At 47.2% G+C, this 18979-nt stretch carries 19 protein-coding genes; 14 read left to right on the forward strand and 5 right to left on the reverse strand.

What is annotated here, in order from left to right:
- The first annotated feature begins 47 nt into the window (after nt 1–47).
- The 4 genes from ABK447_RS05910 to ABK447_RS05925 all read left to right on the forward strand — a co-directional run bounded on the left by ABK447_RS05910 (nt 48) and on the right by ABK447_RS05925 (nt 3282).
- On the forward strand, nt 48–176 hold the full coding sequence (locus ABK447_RS05910) for a hypothetical protein (RefSeq protein WP_007408056.1): 129 nt from the start codon (nt 48–50) through the stop codon (nt 174–176).
- A gap of 137 nt (nt 177–313) precedes the next feature.
- The gene (locus tag ABK447_RS05915) at nt 314–1081 is read left to right on the forward strand and encodes an SDR family oxidoreductase (protein ID WP_012118176.1); all 768 of its coding nucleotides are present in this window, start codon (nt 314–316) and stop codon (nt 1079–1081) included.
- Nucleotides 1082–1141: 60 nt separating this feature from the next.
- The gene (locus tag ABK447_RS05920) at nt 1142–1828 is read left to right on the forward strand and encodes a metal-dependent hydrolase (protein ID WP_094031886.1); all 687 of its coding nucleotides are present in this window, start codon (nt 1142–1144) and stop codon (nt 1826–1828) included.
- A gap of 137 nt (nt 1829–1965) precedes the next feature.
- Entirely contained in the window at nt 1966–3282 is a 1317-nt protein-coding gene (locus ABK447_RS05925) for a CBS domain-containing protein (protein WP_012118175.1), read from the forward strand.
- Nucleotides 3283–3310: 28 nt separating this feature from the next.
- Here ABK447_RS05925 and ABK447_RS05930 read toward each other — a convergent pair whose 3' ends face one another.
- On the reverse strand, nt 3311–3613 hold the full coding sequence (locus tag ABK447_RS05930) for a YtpI family protein (protein WP_014418625.1): 303 nt from the start codon (nt 3611–3613) through the stop codon (nt 3311–3313).
- A gap of 116 nt (nt 3614–3729) precedes the next feature.
- Here ABK447_RS05930 and ABK447_RS05935 point away from each other — a divergent pair, with 116 nt between their 5' ends.
- Nucleotides 3730–4671: a bifunctional oligoribonuclease/PAP phosphatase NrnA gene (locus ABK447_RS05935; RefSeq protein ID WP_003152435.1), complete on the forward strand. Its 942-nt coding sequence runs from the start codon at nt 3730–3732 to the stop codon at nt 4669–4671.
- A gap of 17 nt (nt 4672–4688) precedes the next feature.
- Here ABK447_RS05935 and ABK447_RS05940 read toward each other — a convergent pair whose 3' ends face one another.
- The 3 genes from ABK447_RS05940 to ABK447_RS05950 all read right to left on the reverse strand — a co-directional run bounded on the left by ABK447_RS05940 (nt 4689) and on the right by ABK447_RS05950 (nt 5827).
- The gene (locus tag ABK447_RS05940; protein ID WP_007408061.1) at nt 4689–4880 is read right to left on the reverse strand and encodes a hypothetical protein; all 192 of its coding nucleotides are present in this window, start codon (nt 4878–4880) and stop codon (nt 4689–4691) included.
- Between the two features lie 105 nt (nt 4881–4985).
- Nucleotides 4986–5489: a sporulation membrane protein YtrI gene (ytrI, locus tag ABK447_RS05945; RefSeq protein ID WP_007408062.1), complete on the reverse strand. Its 504-nt coding sequence runs from the start codon at nt 5487–5489 to the stop codon at nt 4986–4988.
- Entirely contained in the window at nt 5486–5827 is a 342-nt protein-coding gene (locus ABK447_RS05950; RefSeq protein ID WP_003152438.1) for a YtrH family sporulation protein, read from the reverse strand. The genes ytrI and ABK447_RS05950 overlap by 4 nt, the downstream gene beginning before the upstream one ends.
- 142 nt (nt 5828–5969) lie before the next feature.
- On the opposite strand from ABK447_RS05950, the gene dnaE reads away from it, so the two are divergent.
- From dnaE to ABK447_RS05985, 7 genes are all read left to right on the forward strand, one after another.
- Nucleotides 5970–9308: a DNA polymerase III subunit alpha gene (gene dnaE, locus ABK447_RS05955; RefSeq protein ID WP_038464148.1), complete on the forward strand. Its 3339-nt coding sequence runs from the start codon at nt 5970–5972 to the stop codon at nt 9306–9308.
- A 139-nt stretch (nt 9309–9447) separates the two neighbouring features.
- Nucleotides 9448–10680, forward strand: coding sequence for an NADP-dependent malic enzyme (locus ABK447_RS05960; RefSeq protein ID WP_038464145.1), 1233 nt, complete (start codon nt 9448–9450; stop codon nt 10678–10680).
- 328 nt (nt 10681–11008) lie between these two features.
- Nucleotides 11009–11881, forward strand: a complete 873-nt coding sequence (accD, locus tag ABK447_RS05965; protein ID WP_007613077.1) for an acetyl-CoA carboxylase, carboxyltransferase subunit beta — start codon at nt 11009–11011, stop codon at nt 11879–11881.
- Nucleotides 11866–12843, forward strand: a complete 978-nt coding sequence (gene accA, locus ABK447_RS05970; protein ID WP_025285100.1) for an acetyl-CoA carboxylase carboxyl transferase subunit alpha — start codon at nt 11866–11868, stop codon at nt 12841–12843. The genes accD and accA overlap by 16 nt, the downstream gene beginning before the upstream one ends.
- 191 nt (nt 12844–13034) lie before the next feature.
- Nucleotides 13035–13994 carry a 6-phosphofructokinase gene (gene pfkA / locus ABK447_RS05975; RefSeq protein ID WP_007408068.1) on the forward strand — a complete coding sequence of 320 codons (960 nt, stop codon included), beginning with the start codon at nt 13035–13037 and terminating at the stop codon, nt 13992–13994.
- A 39-nt stretch (nt 13995–14033) separates the two neighbouring features.
- A complete protein-coding gene (gene pyk / locus ABK447_RS05980; RefSeq protein WP_017418349.1) occupies nt 14034–15791 on the forward strand; it encodes a pyruvate kinase in 1758 nt (585 codons plus the stop codon).
- Nucleotides 15792–15901: 110 nt separating this feature from the next.
- On the forward strand, nt 15902–16285 hold the full coding sequence (locus ABK447_RS05985; RefSeq protein ID WP_012118168.1) for an FxsA family protein: 384 nt from the start codon (nt 15902–15904) through the stop codon (nt 16283–16285).
- Between the two features lie 31 nt (nt 16286–16316).
- Here ABK447_RS05985 and ytvI read toward each other — a convergent pair whose 3' ends face one another.
- Nucleotides 16317–17432 (reverse strand): sporulation integral membrane protein YtvI, encoded by a 1116-nt coding sequence (gene ytvI / locus ABK447_RS05990; protein WP_012118167.1) that lies wholly within the window; start codon nt 17430–17432, stop codon nt 16317–16319.
- A gap of 96 nt (nt 17433–17528) precedes the next feature.
- On the opposite strand from ytvI, the gene ABK447_RS05995 reads away from it, so the two are divergent.
- A complete protein-coding gene (locus ABK447_RS05995; RefSeq protein ID WP_003152447.1) occupies nt 17529–17993 on the forward strand; it encodes a DUF441 domain-containing protein in 465 nt (154 codons plus the stop codon).
- A gap of 405 nt (nt 17994–18398) precedes the next feature.
- Nucleotides 18399–18809: a YjdF family protein gene (locus ABK447_RS06000; protein WP_015240369.1), complete on the forward strand. Its 411-nt coding sequence runs from the start codon at nt 18399–18401 to the stop codon at nt 18807–18809.
- Nucleotides 18810–18979: the final 170 nt, after the last annotated feature.

Consider the following 18979-nt stretch of genomic DNA (forward strand, 5'->3'; position numbering starts at 1 on the left):
CCGTCATATCAGACACCCTACATCTATAAAGATGGGAGGTAGAAGGAATGCGCAAAGAACAAGACCGTTACATCTATGATGAAAAAGAAAGTGAAGAAACGGCCAGGCTCATCTCAGAGGCATACGAAAGCGGTTATGTCGGCATGGAGGAAGCCTCTGCTCCTTCAGAAAATTAAGCTGTCTGTAAAGACGGCTTTTTTTTCGTGCGGACGAAGTGCAAAAAAGTGATATTGCCGTTTGTTTATAGTAAAGTAGAGGGAGAAACGTCTTGATTTTATTGAAGCGGCAACGTTGCCTGGGGAGGGTATTCAATGTGCGACATGCTCTAATCACTGCCGGTACAAAGGGATTGGGCCGAAAAGTGACTGAAATGCTTCTGGAAAAAGGCTTTTCTGTCACAGTGAATTACAGACAAGACGAAGAAGCGGTCGCCTGTCTGAAGGCGGATTATCCCGGGTGCCATGACAGATTGCAATTCGTTAAGGGCGATGTAACCCGGAAAGAAGATCTCATGCGGATCGCCGATGCAGCCCTTCAGCGGTTTGGAAGGATTGACATACTGATTAACAATGCCGGGCCGTACATATTTGAGCGCAAAAAGCTTGCCGATTACTCCGATGACGAATGGTATGACATGCTTGAAGGGAATTTAAGCGCCGTTTTCCATCTGTTTAAAGCGGTTATCCCGGTCATGAGACAGCAGCGGTTCGGCCGGATTATTACATACGGTTTTCAAGGAGCGGACCATGCCCCCGGCTGGCTTCACCGTTCCGCTTTCGGAGCGGCTAAAGTCGGATTGGCTTCGTTAACGAAAACCATTGCGATTGAAGAAGCTGAATCAGGCATTACGGCCAATATGGTCTGCCCGGGTGATATTGTAGGAGATATGAAAGAAGCGTCTATAGAGGAAGCAAGACGGAAAATCGGCAAAGAAAAGACGCCGATCGGCAGGTCCGGGACCGGAGAGGACATTGCGAGAATCATCGCCTTTTTATGTGAAGATGATTCCGATCTTGTAACCGGAACGGTCATTGAAGCAACAGGCGGGCTGAATGTGATTAACAGGCATCAATCCCTGTAAGTTTTTTCGTTTGTCAAAAAGGGAACTTGATAAATATTAATTTTTTATGAGGTGAAAACGATGAAAGTGACTTATCACGGACATTCTGTCATTCAAGTGGAAACGAAAACCCATAACATTATTTTTGATCCGTTTCTGACCGGAAACAGTCTGACAAATTTGAAACCGGAAGAAGTGAAAGCGGATGTCATCCTGCTTACTCACGGACACAATGACCATGTCGGAGATACAGAGCAGATCGCTAAACAAAACGATGCGCTCGTCATTGCGCCGAATGAGCTGGCCGTTTATCTCGGCTTTAAAGGTTTAAACGTCCACCCGATGCATATCGGCGGAGCGCGCCAATTTGATTTCGGTAAAGTGAAACTGACACAGGCATTCCACGGATCGGCTGTCACTGATGAAGAAAACAAAACCATTACGTACACGGGGATGCCGGCCGGGATTTTATTGACGATTGACGGCAAAACGATTTTCCACGCCGGGGACACGGCGCTGTTCTCTGATATGAAACTGATCGGGGAACTGAATCACATTGACCTGGCGTTTCTGCCGATCGGTGATAACTTCACCATGGGCCCTGAAGATGCGAAACTCGCGGCTGAGTGGCTGAGAGCGAAACAGGTCGTTCCCGTTCATTACAATACATTTCCTGTCATTGAACAGGACCCTGACGCTTTCGCCGAAAGTCTGCCCGGAGGCGTCGGCAAAGTCATGGCGGTCGGCGAGTCCATTGAGCTTGCCTGACATATGTGTCAAAGACCTTCTGAATCAAGCATTCAGAAGGTCTTTTTGTGATGCCGCCTTTTTTCGGCGTCTCATTGCGAATGAATCCCCCGTACCCTTATAATAAAAGCAGAAGACTGTCCTTAGAGGTGAAACGCTTGGCAACAAAGCATGAACAAATCCTATCATACATAGATTCGCTTCCTGTCGGTGAAAAAATTTCGGTCAGAAGAATTGCGAAAGAAATGAAAGTCAGTGAAGGAACGGCTTACAGAGCCATTAAGGAAGCCGAAAACAAAGGATTCGTTTCCACTATTGAACGTGTGGGGACCATCCGGATTGAACAGAAGAAAAAAGAAAATATTGAAAAGCTGACATACGCCGAGGTCGTCAATGTGATAGACGGCCAGGTGCTCGGCGGAAAAGCCGGTCTGCATAAAACGTTGAATAAGTTTGTGATCGGCGCGATGGAGCTTGACGCGATGATGCGTTATACGGCGGCGGGGAACCTGTTAATCGTCGGGAACCGAATCAACGCCCACCGTCAGGCGCTTGAAGCGGGCGCGGCTGTTTTGGTAACAGGAGGGTTTAATACCGACGACAGCATTATCGAGCTGGCCGATATGCTTGAGCTTCCGATTCTCTCCACGAGCTACGATACCTTTACGGTAGCCGCGATGATCAACCGGGCGATCTATGATCAGCTCATAAAAAAAGAGATTGTGCTCGTGGAAGACATTTTGACGCCCGCAGATCGGACAGTGACGCTGTCCCCTAAGGATAAGCTGGAGAAATGGTACGAAAAGAACTATGAAACCGGACACGGCCGCTTCCCGGTGATCGATCAGCAGATGAAAATCCACGGAATCCTCACATCGAAAGATATCGCGGGGCATGACCGGTCAGTTCCGATTGAAAAAGTAATGACCAAAAACCCTGTCACGGTGATCGGGAAAACATCTGTCGCCTCAGCGGCTCAAATGATGGTTTGGGAAGGAATTGAAGTGCTTCCGGTGACAGACGGGCATCACAAACTGATCGGAATGATCAGCCGCCAGGATGTCTTAAAAGCGCTTCAAATGGTTCAAAAGCAGCCTCAGGTCGGGGAAAAGCTGGATGATATTGTTTCAAGGGGATTTAAAGAAGACGAAGATGACAAAACGCCGGCCGTTTATCAATATGAAGTCACGCCGCAAATGACCAATCAGCTCGGCACGATTTCTTACGGGGTGTTTACGACGATTTTAACCCAGGCCGCCAGCCGATTTTTACGCTCCCGCAAACGCGGCGAGCTGGTCATTGAAAGCATTACGATTTTCTTCCTGAAGCCCGTACAGATGGAGTCGGTCATTGAAGTGAAACCGCGCATTTTAGAGGCGGGCCGGAAATTCGGGAAAATGGAAGTGGAAGTGTCAAGCCAAAGCGGCATCGTTTCAAAAGCGATGCTCATGGTGCAGCTGATGGAGAGAAGTTAAGGGACGCACCCGGGTCCCTCGGCATTCATTATGCGTGGTCCCTCTCCGCTTCCTTTGCATGGATGGGCTCATAATGCTTATAGGCTCTATACCCGGCCCATGCGCTGCCTGCTCCGATTAAAATGAAGACGCCGCCGATGACCAGGGTCAGGACGGAGTGAAACAGAATCATTTGGTTTACTCCGTACAAAAGCACCAGCGCGCCTAATGCCATACTTGATTTAGCCGAAAAACATTCTTTTTCCAGCGCCCGTTTCGTCTGGATTCCTTTTACTTTGTAATACACGTAAAAGCAGGCAGAAAGCCCGATGAGAAAAACAAAAACCAGCATAAATGAAATCCTCCATTATATGAGTTTGCAAAACCGTTTATACCGTTGCTGAAAGATTTTCCTTTTCCATGGATAAAGAGTATGATTAAATGAATAAAAACGAAAAGGAGAAAGCGATGAAATCCGAACTGATCAGAACCATATCATTATATGACACCATTATCTTACATAGACATGTGAGGCCTGACCCGGACGCCTACGGTTCACAGTGCGGCCTTACGGAAATCCTGCGGGAAACGTATCCCGAAAAAAATATTTTTGCCGTCGGACAGCCTGAGCCGTCCTTGTCTTTTTTATATTCCCTCGATGAGGTGGATGACGAAACCTATAAAGATGCTCTTGTCATCGTGTGCGACACCGCAAACCAAGGCAGGGTCGACGATCAGCGCTACCATTCCGGCGCAAAGCTCATGAAAATAGACCACCATCCAAATGAAGATCCGTATGGCGATCTGTTATGGGTCGATACGAATGCAAGCTCCGTAAGCGAAATGATCTATGAGCTGTACCTGGAAGGAAAGCAGCACGGCTGGAAACTGAATACGAAAGCAGCTGAGCTGATCTACGCGGGTATCGTCGGTGATACGGGGCGCTTCTTATTCCCGAACACCACAAAAAAGACATTAAAATACGCGGGAGAGCTCATTGAGTTCCCATTTTCATCGTCAGAGCTGTTCAATCAATTGTATGAAACAAAATTAAATGTGGTGAAGCTTAACGGCTTTATTTATCAAAATGTGTCACTGTCTGAAAACGGCGTCGCTTCCGTGTTCATTAAAAAAGACATTTTGGAGACATATGGAACCACCGCTTCTGAAGCGTCGCAGCTTGTCGGAACACTCGGAAATATTTCGGGTATCCGCGCTTGGGTGTTTTTCGTAGAAGAAGACGATCAAATCAGAGTCCGGTTCCGTTCAAAAGGTCCGGTCATCAACGGAATTGCCCGGAAATACAATGGCGGCGGACATCCGCTTGCGGCCGGCGCATCCATCTTCAGCTGGGATGAAACCGATCAGATTCTTGCTGATCTGGAAGAGGTATGTAACGAACACAAGTAGAGGGGAGACCCTCTTTCTTAGTGTTCATCTGTCACGGGGATGAACCAGCAGCCGAAATCAGTCAGGTCTTCGTAGACGCGGAGATTACAGATTTGGAGTTCTTTTTTTATGAGGGAAGCGAGTGTGTCTGTTTCTGCATATGCGGAATAGCCTTGTCTGATTCGGGCTGCATGATCTTTTGCCAAGCGTCGTTCACTAAAAACCTCCATTTTCCCTTCCTCCCTTCAGAATCATTGAAAATGTCTCATCTACAGTTTATAAAAAAGCGGAGAAAAAAGCGACAGATCTATGGAAAATTTTTAAAAATGACATAATTACGTCGCAAAAGAAATATGAATTTCGACAGACAATCTCGTATAAATCGTCAGTTCCTTTACTTCAGCTTTAAATTCCTTCTCATTTATGGTGTATATTTTGTTTTCGATCGTCCGTTTTAAAAGCTCCTTTGTTTTATACACGCTTTCAATATCTTTTGTGATGACTTCAGAAATATTATCTTTCACTTGTTCCTCAAATTTCATCTTGTCAGGCTGGGCGATTCTGTATTTTTCCCCATTGATCAGCTTCACATCAACACTTTGGATGAGAAGTCTTTGCTTATTATCCTCATTTAATTTATGAAGATCCTTCTGATAGATGGAGATTTGGTTTTTTAAATCCCGCGCGTGCTCACGCTGCTTTTCAATTAACGTCACTTGTTCTTCCTGAAACGTTCCGTATGTAAACAGAAAGAACAGCCAGCTGACGATAGCTCCGCACATCATTCCCGCGAAAAAACGCTGCCATCCCGGTTTTTTATAATACTCGGGAATTCTCATGATGACATATTCTCCTGGGTCAGCCATGAAATGATCAGCCAGCCGGTCTGCGCGCCGCCCATTGCTGAAATAATTAAAAGAAGCTGTTTGAAGATGTCGCGCGTGTTGCCTTCGAACAGCCCCCGCTCGAAACTGTATACCGCGTCAAATGTTCCCCCGATGGCCGCGACAAGCGCCCAGATCTTCAGCCTGTTCGCCAATTTTGTGATCGCCGTCAGCGGAGGCTCGCCTGATAAATAAGCTCCGAGGCCGCCGATCAGCGCGCCGCCGAGCAACACACCGAGGGCGATAAAATAACTGCTGATGAAATTCGCCATAAATCCGGCTTCCTGATCCATATATACACCACCTCACTTTTCTATCATATTGAGCGAAACGGACAAGTATGATGATGAGTCAAAAAAGAACATTTGTTTCTTAAGAAAACCCGTCTTATAATGTAGAAAGGCAAAATGAACGTATGGGAAAGGAGTGGCGGCATTGTCTTTTGTTCACCTGCAAGTACATAGCGGCTACAGTCTGTTAAACAGCGCCGCTTCTGTAAAAGAGCTTGTTACACAAGCGAAGGAACTCGGATATTCATCATTGGCGCTGACGGACGAAAATGTGATGTACGGCGCCATTGAGTTTTATAAAGCATGCAAATCAAACGGAATGAAGCCGATTATCGGTCTGACGGCTTCTATATACACGGACGATACGGAGCTTGAAGCACATCCGCTCATTCTTTTAGCAGAGACAAACACCGGATATCAGAACCTGGTGAAAATCTCAAGTGCGCTGCAATCCATGGCAAAGGGCGGCATGAAGCGAAAATGGATGAAGAGCTATCATGAGGGGCTGATCGCCATTACGCCCGGTGAAAACGGCTACATTGAAAGCCTGCTTCAAGCCGGGAAGTTTGAAGAAGCGGTCCGGGCTGCCGAAGGATTCCGGGAGCTGTTCGGAGACGGCCGTTTTTATTTAGGGTATCAGCCGTTTAAAGGACATGAGACGTTATCAGAAGAGATTCTCCGCCTGTCAGCCGAGACGGAAATCGCTGTCTGCGCTGCGGGGGATGTCCGTTATATCAAGAAAGAAGATCAAGATGCGTACCGCTGTCTGTGCGCTATTAAAGCCGGAGAGAAGTGGGAGGATCAGAGCGGGAATCTGCCGGACTTATACTTGAGGGCGCCTGAAGAAATGGCAGAGCTTTACACGCGGCATCCGGAAGCGATTGAAGCAGCCGCGCGTATCGCCCGGCAATGCCGGGTCGATGTCAGCCTCGGACAGACACAGCTTCCGTCTTTTCCGGCGCCGGACGGCAAATCAGCCGATGACTATTTGGCGGAGATCTGTCATGAGGGGCTGCGCCTCCGTTTCGGCACTCCTGATGAGCGCGCTGTCCGCCGGCTTGAATATGAGCTGGACGTCATCAGGCGCATGAAATTCAGTGATTATTTTCTCATCGTATGGGACTTTATGAAGTACGCGCATGAAAAGGGCATTGTGACAGGTCCGGGAAGAGGGTCCGCGGCAGGCTCGCTTGTCGCTTACTCCCTTTTCATTACCGACGTGGATCCGCTTAAACATTCTCTGCTGTTTGAGAGATTTCTTAATCCCGAGCGGATCAGCATGCCGGATATTGATATCGATTTCCCTGATACGAGAAGGGATGAGGTCATTCAGTATGTACAAAATAAGTACGGGGCCATGCACGTCGCCCAGATTATCACCTTCGGGACATTGGCCGCAAAGGCGGCGTTAAGGGATACCGGGAGAGTGTTCGGAATCAGCCCGAAAGAAGCCGACCAGCTTGCCCGCCTGATTCCGTCAAAACCGGGAATGACGCTTGATGAAGCGAGGCGGCAGTCCGCTCAGCTGAACAGGAGGCTGTCCGAATCCGCCGTTCTTCATAAAGTGTTTCAGATCGCAAGGAAAATTGAAGGTCTTCCGCGGCACACGTCAACACACGCGGCGGGGGTCGTTCTCAGTAAAGAGCCGCTTTCTGAAGTTGTCCCTCTTCAAGAAGGGCATGACGGCGTGTATTTAACGCAGTATGCGATGGATCACTTGGAAGATCTCGGTCTTTTAAAAATGGACTTTTTAGGTTTGCGCAACTTGACGCTTATTGAATCCATTAAAACGATGATTGAAAAAGAGACGAATACGAAAATTGATTTTTCCGAGATTTCTTATCAGGATGAAAAAACGTTCTCGCTATTGTCAAACGGTGATACGACGGGTATTTTCCAGCTGGAATCATCAGGAATGAGAAACGTGCTGAAGCGCCTGAAGCCGTCAAGACTGGAAGACATTGTCGCGGTTAACGCGCTTTACAGGCCGGGACCGATGGAAAATATTCCGTTATTTATCGACCGGAAGCACGGCCGCGCGCGTGTGGAAGTGCCGCACGAGGACGTAAGAAATATTCTCAGTGACACTTACGGCGTCATCGTCTATCAAGAGCAGATAATGATGATCGCCTCGCGCATGGCAGGGTTTTCATTAGGTGAAGCGGATCTGCTCAGACGGGCTGTCAGCAAAAAGCAAAAGGACATTCTGGACAGAGAGCGAAGCCATTTTGTTGAAGGGTGCTTAAAAAAGGAGTATTCTGTAGTCACTGCAAACGAGGTCTACGATCTGATTGTAAAATTCGCTAACTACGGATTCAACAGAAGCCATGCTGTCGCATACAGCATGATCGGCTATCAGCTAGCCTATTTAAAAGCGCATTATCCGTTATATTTTATGTGCGGGCTGTTGACGAGCGTCATCGGTAATGAGGACAAAATATCGCAATATCTGCATGAAGCGAAGGGGAGCGGGATTCAAGTCCTTCCGCCGTCAATAAACAAAAGCGGTTTTCCGTTTGCGCCGGAAAACGGAGCCGTCAGATACAGTTTGCGGGCCGTTAAAAACGTAGGCGTCTCGGCAGTGAAAGATATTTATAAAGCAAGAACACATAAACCGTTCGAGGATCTTTTCGATTTCTGCTTTCGCGTACCCGCAAAAAGCGTGAATCGGAAAACCATCGAAGCCCTTATATTTTCTGGGGCCATGGACGAATTCAATCAAAATCGCGCCGCCTTGCTGGCCTCCGTTGATGTGGCTTTAGAGCACGCTGAACTTTTTCGTGCAGACGATGACCAAATGGGATTGTTTTTGGAAGAATCGTTCTCCATTAAGCCAAAATATGTAGAGGCTGAGGAATTTCCGCTCGTGGACAAGCTTCGGTTCGAAAAAGAAGCTCTCGGTGTTTATTTCTCAAGCCATCCTTTGTCTGCTTTCAGGGATCTCCTGAACAAACGGGGGGCGCAAGCGATCACAGCAGCGCGGCAGATGCCGAAGGGGCAGCTGTCAATCGGCGCTTTGCTCGCGGGCATCAAAACGATTCGGACAAAGACAGGTCAGCATATGGCGTTTCTCACATTAAGCGATGAAACGGGAGAAATGGAAGCCGTCGTGTTTCCTGACCAATATAGAAGGCTGTCTCCGCTGTTAAAGGAAGGCGCGCTTTTATTCGCCGCCGGAAAAATGGAAGAGCGTCAGGAGAAGACACAATTCATCATGTCATCCGCCTCTCTTCTTGAGCAGACGGAGGCAGACAGAGCGCCGTCTGTTTACATCAAAATCGAAGGCAGCCGGCACAATCAGGAGTTTTTGGAAAAGATGAAGCGTATTTTACTGGAGCATAAAGGGGAAACCGGCGTTTATCTTTATTATGAAAAAGACAAGCAGACGATCAGGCTGCCGGATACTTTTCATATTCAGGCGGACCATCAGGCGTTATACCGTTTAAAAGAGCTGCTGGGCCGCGAAAACGTCGTGTTAAAATAGTGGTAACAATAATCGTTTTGTTATACAATTGAAACAATTGTGCTATCTTATTTAAAGATTCTGAAATTTTTCACCTCCAGCGATTGTACCAGTCTATGCGGCAGAATATGTAACAAAGTACTTAAAAGGAGTGTTTAGAATGTCATTAAGAGAAGAAGCGTTACATTTACACAAAGTAAATCAAGGAAAGCTGGAATCAAAAGCAAAGGTAGAAGTCAGAAATGCAGATGACTTAAGCCTTGCCTACTCTCCCGGAGTAGCTGAGCCTTGTAAAGAGATTTATGACGATAAAAACAAAGTATATGATTATACAATGAAGGGGAACATGGTAGCAGTCGTAACAGACGGATCAGCCGTTCTCGGTCTCGGTAATATCGGGCCTGAAGCTTCACTTCCGGTCATGGAAGGGAAAGCGGTGCTGTTCAAAAGTTTCGCGGGCGTGGATGCATTCCCGATCGCGCTTGACACAAACGATGTGGACAAAATCATTGACACTGTAAAGCTGCTTGCACCGACATTCGGCGGTGTCAACCTTGAAGATATTGCGGCGCCGAACTGCTTCATTATCGAAGAGCGCCTGAAAAAAGAAACAAACATCCCGGTTTTCCACGATGATCAGCACGGCACTGCCATCGTAACCGTTGCCGGACTTGTAAACGCGCTGAAATTATCAGGAAAATCCATGTCATCCATTAAAGTTGTGGCAAACGGAGCGGGAGCGGCAGGCATCGCGATCATCAAGCTTCTTTACCATTTCGGCGTACGCAACATCGTAATGTGCGACTCTAAAGGGGCGATTTACGAAGGGCGTCCGGCCGGCATGAACGCAGTGAAAAACGAAGTGGCGAAGTTTACAAACCAAGACCGCAACGACGGTTCGCTTCAGGATGTCATTAAAGATGCAGACGTCTTTATCGGCGTATCAGTCGAAGGCGCGCTGACGAAAGAAATGGTGGAAAGCATGGCGAAAGATCCGATTATCTTCGCAATGGCCAACCCGAATCCGGAAATCATGCCTGAAGACGCGCGCGCAGCCGGCGCAAGCGTAATCGGAACAGGCCGTTCTGATTTCCCGAACCAGGTCAACAATGTTCTGGCATTCCCTGGAATTTTCCGCGGGGCGCTTGACGTTCGCGCGACTCACATCAACGAAGAAATGAAAATTGCTGCGGTTGAAGCGATTGCATCCCTTGTTTCAGAGGAAGACTTAAGCGCTGATTATGTCATCCCGGCTCCATTTGACAAACGTGTGGCTCCTGCCGTTGCGAAAGCTGTTGCGAAAGCAGCGATGGAAACGGGCGTCGCCAGAATTACGGTCGATCCTGAGGAAGTGGCTGAAAAAACAAGACAGCTCACGGTTATCGGCGAATAATAACACAAAAATGAAATGGCAGCGCGTTGGAAAAAAACAACGCGCTGCTGTTCAATATACGGACTGCTGGCATTTTTTTAAGGGCAGGTCTTAAAAAAATTTCAGCAGAATCCTTATTTCTTTTGAAAACGCTGACAGATAAGGCTGAACAACGCTTTTCACGGTATGAAATCCGTCCGTTTCCGTCTGTTTTGCAGCAAAAAATGTCGAATGGAGGATGACACCGTTTGACAAAAAAAGTACAATAGTTTCGGTAAAGTTATTATTAAGTCTATCTAATCGGAAGACATGCAGTGAAGAGAACCCTTCACAAAAGGGAGGTAATCATTTGTTAAAGGATATATTCACAAAAAAGAAAAAATATGCTTCCGTGCCGTCTGAGCAGGCAAAACATGATGTTCCGGAAGGCATTATGACAAAGTGCTCCAAATGTAAAAAAATCATGCTCACAAAAGAGTTAGATAAAAACCTGCGCGTCTGCATGAACTGCGGGCACCATTTCCCGATGAATGCAAAGCAGCGCATTGAAAGCCTCCTGGATGAAGATTCATTCGAAGAATTCAACCAGGGAATGATATCTGAAAACCCGCTCGGTTTCCCGGAATACTTAGAAAAAATCGAAAAAGACCGTGAGAAAACATCGCTGAATGAAGCGGTGGTTACCGGAAAAGGAACCATCAGCGGATTCCCTGCCGTGATCGCGATCATGGATTCAACATTCCGAATGGGCAGCATGGGTTCGGTTGTCGGCGAAAAAATCACGCTTGCAATTGAAAAAGCAAAAGAGGAAAAAGTCCCGTTTATCATCTTTACCGCTTCCGGCGGCGCACGTATGCAGGAGGGGGTCTTAAGCCTTATGCAAATGGCCAAGACAAGCTCTGCATTAAAACTGTTCAGTGAGGAGCAGGGACTGATTATTTCTGTCATGACCCATCCGACGACAGGCGGCGTATCGGCCAGTTTCGCGTCTCTCGGTGATTATAATTTCGCTGAACCGGGCGCCTTGATCGGATTTGCCGGAAGACGTATTATTGAACAGACGATCGGGGAAAAACTGCCGGAAGATTTCCAGACGGCGGAATTTTTATTAAAGCACGGCCAGCTTGATGCGGTGATTCACCGAAACGACATGAAAGACAAACTCGCATTTCTGCTGGACATGCACCAAACAGGAGGTGAGCATGAGTGGCTGCAAGATTAGAATTTGAAAAACCAGTGATTGAACTGCAGACGAAAATCGCCGAACTGAAAAAATTCACCCAAGATTCGGAGATGGATTTAAGCGCTGAAATCGCAAGGCTTGAAGACCGGCTCAGCAAGCTTCAGGATGAGATTTATAAAAACCTGAAGCCGTGGGACAGAGTGCAGATCGCACGCCTTCCCGACCGGCCGACGACGCTTGATTACATTCAATACCTGTTTACCGACTTTTTTGAGTGCCACGGAGACAGAACATACGGAGATGATGCGGCGATTGTCGGCGGAGTCGCCAAATATCACGGCATGCCGGTCACCGTCATCGGACATCAGCGCGGAAAAGACACGAAAGAAAACCTTGTCCGCAATTTCGGGATGCCTCACCCTGAGGGCTACCGCAAAGCGCTTCGTCTCATGAAGCAGGCCGATAAGTTCAACCGCCCGATTATCTGCTTCATCGACACGAAGGGAGCGTACCCGGGTAAAGCGGCGGAGGAACGGGGACAAAGTGAAGCCATCGCCAAGAACCTGTTCGAGATGGCCGGCCTGACAGTGCCTGTCGTTTGTATCGTCATCGGGGAAGGCGGCAGCGGAGGCGCGCTTGCATTAGGTGTGGGCAACCGCATGCTGATGCTTGAGAACTCGACGTATTCCGTTATTTCTCCTGAAGGAGCCGCGTCCATTTTGTGGAAGGACTCCAGCCTTGCGAAAAAAGCGGCCGAATCCATGAAGATTACTGCGCCCGATTTATTAGAATTAGGAATTATTGACGATATGATTAAAGAAGTGAAGGGCGGAGCTCACCACGATATCAAGCAGCAGGCGGGCTACATTGACGGTATACTTAAAGAAACGTTAAAATCTCTTCTTCAATTGAACGCCGAAGAATTGATCTCACAGCGCTATGAAAAATATAAAGCAATCGGGAAAGTTTCGGTTGAGGATCAATATATCGGGGTAAACTGAATAGACGTGAAGCCTATGGCTCACGTTTATTTTTTGTGATTTTTGTGATATTCCTTAAATTTTATTTAAAAACAATTTATTTAATTGTATAATAGGTAAGGTTTCATGGGAGCTCAGGCGTCCCTTTTCATTGTTTTAGGGCAATGATCATGATATGTTTAACATATATATGTTGCTGAGGTGAATAGGAAATGAAGCGTATAGGAGTTTTAACGAGCGGCGGGGATTCCCCGGGTATGAACGCTGCGGTGCGCGCGGTTGTGCGGAAAGCTATCTACCACGACGTCGAAGTGTACGGAATTTATAACGGTTATTCAGGATTAATCAGCGGAAAAATAGAGAAACTGGAGCTTGGTTCGGTCGGTGACATCATCCACCGCGGCGGAACAAAGCTGTATACGGCCAGATGTCCTGAATTCAAAACAGTTGAAGGCCGTGAAAAAGGAATCGAAAATTTAAAGAAACTCGGCATTGAAGGTCTTGTCGTCATCGGCGGAGACGGTTCATACATGGGTGCGAAAAAATTAACGGAACACGGGTTTCCGTGTGTAGGTGTACCGGGTACGATAGATAATGACATCCCGGGAACTGATTTTACGATCGGATTTGATACGGCGTTAAACACCGTAATTGATGCGATTGATAAAATCCGTGACACCGCTACGTCTCATGAGCGTACATACGTTATTGAAGTGATGGGGCGCCATGCGGGCGACATTGCTTTATGGGCAGGTCTTGCAGGCGGAGCGGAATCAATTTTAATTCCTGAAGCGGACTACGATATGCAGGAAATTATCGGCCGTTTGAAGAGAGGGCACGACCGCGGCAAAAAACACAGTATCATCATCGTTGCAGAAGGGGTAGGCAGCGGGGTTGAATTCGGAAAACGCATCGAAGAAGAAACGAACCTTGAAACACGGGTATCCGTTTTAGGGCACATCCAGCGCGGCGGATCTCCAAGCGCTTCTGACCGGGTTCTTGCAAGCCGCCTCGGCGCTTACGCGGTTGAGCTTCTGCTTAAAGGAAAAGGCGGACGCTGCGTAGGTATACAAAACAACAAGCTTGTAGACCATGATATTATAGAAATTTTAGAATCAAAACATACTGTTGAACCAAACATGTATCAGCTTTCAAAAGAACTGTCTATTTAAGGCGGAAGAAGCTGAAGATTTCAGAAGGAAGTGAACGAGTTGAAAAAAACAAAAATCGTTTGTACAATCGGTCCGGCCAGTGAAAGTGTAGAAATGCTGACAAAATTGATGGAAGCGGGTATGAACGTTGCTCGTCTGAATTTTTCACACGGTGATTTCGAAGAGCACGGCGCAAGAATCAAAAACATCAGAGAAGCAAGCAAAAAGCTCGGCAAAAACGTGGGGATTCTCCTCGATACAAAAGGTCCGGAAATCCGCACGCACGATATGGAAAACGGCGCGCTTGAGCTTCAGGCGGGAAATGAAATTATCGTTTCTACGAAACAGGTGCTGGGAACGCTTGAAAAATTCTCAGTTTCTTATGAAGGCCTGGCAGACGACGTGTCAGCAGGGTCTATCATCCTGTTGGATGACGGTTTAATCGGATTGGAAGTGCTAGAATCAAATCCGGAAAAACACGAAATCAAAACAAAAATCTTAAACAGCGGCACGCTGAAAAATAAAAAAGGCGTAAACGTTCCGGGCGTCAGCGTCAACCTTCCCGGAATTACTGAAAAAGACGCCAAAGACATCGTATTCGGTATCGAGCAAGGCGTTGATTTCATCGCTGCGTCATTTGTACGCCGTTCTACGGATGTCCTTGAAATCCGCGAACTGCTTGAAGAGCATAACGCGTCTGACATTCAAATCATTCCTAAGATCGAGAACCAGGAAGGCGTGGACAACCTGGATGCGATCCTGGAAGTATCTGACGGCTTAATGGTAGCGCGCGGAGACCTCGGCGTAGAGATCCCGGCCGAAGAAGTGCCGCTCGTGCAAAAAGAAATGATCAAAAAATGCAACGCGCTCGGCAAACCGGTTATTACTGCGACTCAAATGCTTGACAGCATGCAGCGCAACCCTCGCCCGACACGCGCTGAAGCAAGTGACGTTGCCAACGCCATTTTCGACGGCACAGATGCTATCATGCTTTCCGGTGAGACGGCTGCGGGACAATATCCTGTCGAGGCGGTTCAAACAATGTTTAACATCGCCACACGCACGGAAGAATCTCTGAACTACAAAGAAATTCTGTCTAAACGCAGAGATCAGGTCGGCATGACGATTACCGATGCGATCGGCCAATCAGTTGCGCACACGGCGATCAATCTGAGTGCGGCAGCTATCGTTACGCCTACAGAAAGCGGCCATACGGCGCGTATGATCGCGAAATACCGTCCGCAGGCTCCGATTGTAGCCGTTACGGTTAATGAGTCTGTGTCACGCAAACTCGGCCTTGTATTCGGTGTATTCCCGTCAAGCGGCCAAAACGCGAATTCAACCGATGAAATGCTTGAAGACGCGGTTCAAAAATCACTTGACAGCGGCATCGTGAAACGCGGTGATCTGATTGTCATTACAGCAGGTTCTGTCGGTGAATCAGGCACGACGAATCTGATGAAAGTCCACACTGTCGGCAGCATTATCGCAAAAGGGCAAGGCATCGGACGCAAATCTGCATTCGGTCCGGTCGTTGTTGCAAAAAATGCGAAAGAAGCTGAACAAAAAATGACAGACGGCGCAGTATTGGTTGCTTCAAGCACTGACCGCGACATGATCGCTTCACTTGAAAAAGCATCAGCGCTTATCACTGAAGAAGGCGGTCTGACAAGCCATGCAGCCGTTGTCGGTTTAAGCTTGGGCATTCCGGTTATCGTCGGTCTGGAGAACGCAACTTCAGTTTTAACAGAAGGACAGGTTATCACAGTTGACGCTGCCCGCGGCGCTGTGTATGAAGGCCGCGCAAGCGTTCTTTAAACAGCTTTAAAAAAGAGAGGGGGGTTCTCCCTTCTCTTTTGTCTTTAGGTTGATTTTCCTATTCCCATGCGGGCGGTGACGCGCTTTTAGAAGGGCAGGAGGGCAGAAAAATGAGAGTGTTATTCTTACTGTTTATCGTGTGTCCGGCAATTGAAATCGGTTTGTTTCTGCTGGCGGGAAAATGGCTCGGTATTTTTCCGACCTTCCTTCTCATCATTTTGACAGGCGTGTTAGGCGCCTTGGTGGCAAAAAGACAGGGAACCGATGTGTATCATCGGGTGATGCGCGACCTGCAGCACGGCAAAATGCCGGGGGAAGCGCTTCTTGACGGAATATGCGTCTTTTTCGGAGGCCTGCTTTTGATGCTTCCGGGTTTTCTGTCCGATATTGCAGGGGCCTGTCTTCTGATTCCGTTCACTCGGAACCGCATGAAGCCGCTTTTGTTCAAATGGCTGAGAGGAATGTCAAAAAACAAGCGGATCATTATCAAATAAAAACGGCAGCCTTCTTACAGGGCTGCTGTTTTTATTTGGACTGAACAGTAATATAGGCCCATATTTCTTTTAAAGCGCCCGTTGTGATAAAGGCCTGAATGAAAACGAGCAGCGCGGGCCCCGCAGCCAGTCCTAAAATTCCGAACAATTTAAAGCCGGCAAACAGAGCGATTAAGGTCGCAAGCGGATCAAGTCCGATTGACTTGCTTAAAATTTTCGGCTCCGTCAGCTGGCGCTGGATAAGAACCACAATATATAAAACACCGAGACCGATCGCTTGAGGAAGCTGACCGGCAATGGCCAAATACATAATCCAGGGAACAAAGACCGACCCGGCGCCGAGATACGGGAGAAGGTCCACCAGGCCGATAAAAAAGGCGATGGTTGCCGCATGCTCAATCCCTAAAAGAAAAAGTCCGATAAAGACAATGATCATCGTGAAAAGTATGAGCACGGCCTGCGCCTTAATGAAACCTGCCATCGCTTTTTTCAGCTCTCCCGATACGGCCTTGGCGTTTGCCGAAACCCGTTCCGGAAGAATGGAATAAAGCAGCGCCTTCAGCTTATGCCAGTCCTTTGTCATAAAAAAAGTCGCCAGCATTGCGAAAATGAAGACGGCAGCTGTATTGGGAAGGAAGGCAATCCATTTCGGCACCAGCTCCAAAAGATGTGAAAGCATCAGCCCCGCATTTTTAGCGGCTGTATCACCGAGGGTCTGAATATGCGTCACGATGGATGCCTGCTGATTGGTTTCAAGCCCGTTAAATAAGACGGTCAGCTCGTGGTACAATGGCTGAATGCGGGAAGTGAACAGCTCTTCGCAATACGTCATAAAGGCGCTGATATGGGGAGGGAGCGTTTTGGCCAGATAGGCGGTTCCCGAAATGATTTCCGCAACGAGAAATGTCGCCGCGCCGAGAAGAATAAGCAAAAAGAAGACCAGGACAATGACTGTATTGACTGATCGGGGCATCCCCGTCAGTTTGTCCAGCCAGTCAACTACGGGAATGATCGCTGATGACAGAATAAGGGCGATCAGAAACGGATAAGTTAACGGAAATGAGGCGTAACCGGCCGCTAAAGCGCCGCCGGCCGCAGCGAGTACAAACAGCGCGCGGAAAAAAACAGTTGCATAGTGCGGATTCACATCGATCCTCCTCTCGATGGCACGTCCTATTACATTAGTTTATTCGTCAAAAAAAAGGATATGAATACAGATATGATGAAAGAGGGTGCTTTCAGGATGTTTACACAGGCGAATTTATTTTTACTATTATTGCTGGCCATCGCATTGGTAGCCAAAAATCAGTCATTGCTTTTTGCCGTCGGCTTTCTCATTGTGATAAAAGCTGTCGGTCTTGATCAGAAACTATTTCCGGTTATTCAGTCAAAAGGCATCAACTGGGGGGTCACCGTCATTACAATCGCCGTTTTAGTGCCGATTGCCACAGGTGATATCGGTTTTAAACAGCTCGGAGAAGCGATGAAATCATATTATGCGTGGATCGCTCTCGGTGCCGGGATCGCGGTTGCCTTAATCGCCAAAAACGGTCTCACCTTATTGGAAAACGACCCTCATATTACAACGGCGCTGGTCATCGGCACGATACTTGCCGTCGCGCTTTTCGGAGGCGTCGCCGTAGGCCCGTTAATCGGCGCCGGAATCGCCTACTTGGCCATGCAAATCGTTAAAATATTCACTTCGTAAAGTAAAAAAGCGGCGTAAAGCTGCTTTTTTTGTGGAGAAAATTAGAGTTTGCACTTGCGCATTTTGTAGTTCAGACAAATGCCATTTGCATTATTCCGATGAATGAAGCGGCTTATCATGTAACAAAGAACTTCGGGATTGACGGCGCACATGGAGCGAAAACAGCGATAGTAGATTAAAAGCTGATGGGATTTATGGGCCTGCCTGATACCAAAGCAAAACTTGAAGTGTTGTCAAAATAAGCGGAGACCCTTTCCTTCAATTTGGAAGTTTGTTAAATTTATAATGAGAATGAAAAAACACAATTCGGTTGGTAGTCCGGATGCATGATTTAAAATGTCAGTAACCTTCCCCTCCTCGGGATGTCCATCATTCTTCAGTAAAATTTAGGAGGAGGGAATCGTTATGAAATTAACGGTTTACTACGATGGTCAGTTTTGGGTAGGAGTCATTGAAGTTGTGAATGATGGGAAATTAAGAGCAATTCGTCATTTGTTTGGACAAGAGCCAAAGGATTCAGAAATAATGCATTTTGTTAATAATCAACTTTTACAGACTCTCTCCCACACTGAACAAGAAGGGGTTTGTGTTAAAGCAAAATCTAAGAAATTAAACCCAAAAAGATTGCAGCGACAAGCTTCTAAAGAGATGAAAAATATCGGGATATCAACTAAGGCACAAAAAGCGATAAAACAGGAGCTTGAAGCAAGAAAAGAAAAGAAAAAACAACTGAATAGAAAACAAAGAGAAAAAATAAAGGAACAAAAATATTTAATCAGAAAACAAAAAGCAAAAGAAAAGCATAGGGGAAAATAGTTGGAGAGCCCGATGAAGCCCTTCGATTGAAAAGTTGAGCGGCATCAGTTAGTTTCTTCGGACTGATTTAGAGAAAAAAAGTATAAGTCAGAGCCCTTCTCGAGATGAGGAGGGTTTTTCTGCCATTTATTTAAAATCACTTACATCAGTAAATGAGTCAGTTTCAATTG

The organism is Bacillus sp. hwrm1, from assembly GCF_040207805.1.
Classification (GTDB): Bacteria; Bacillota; Bacilli; order Bacillales; family Bacillaceae; genus Bacillus; species Bacillus velezensis.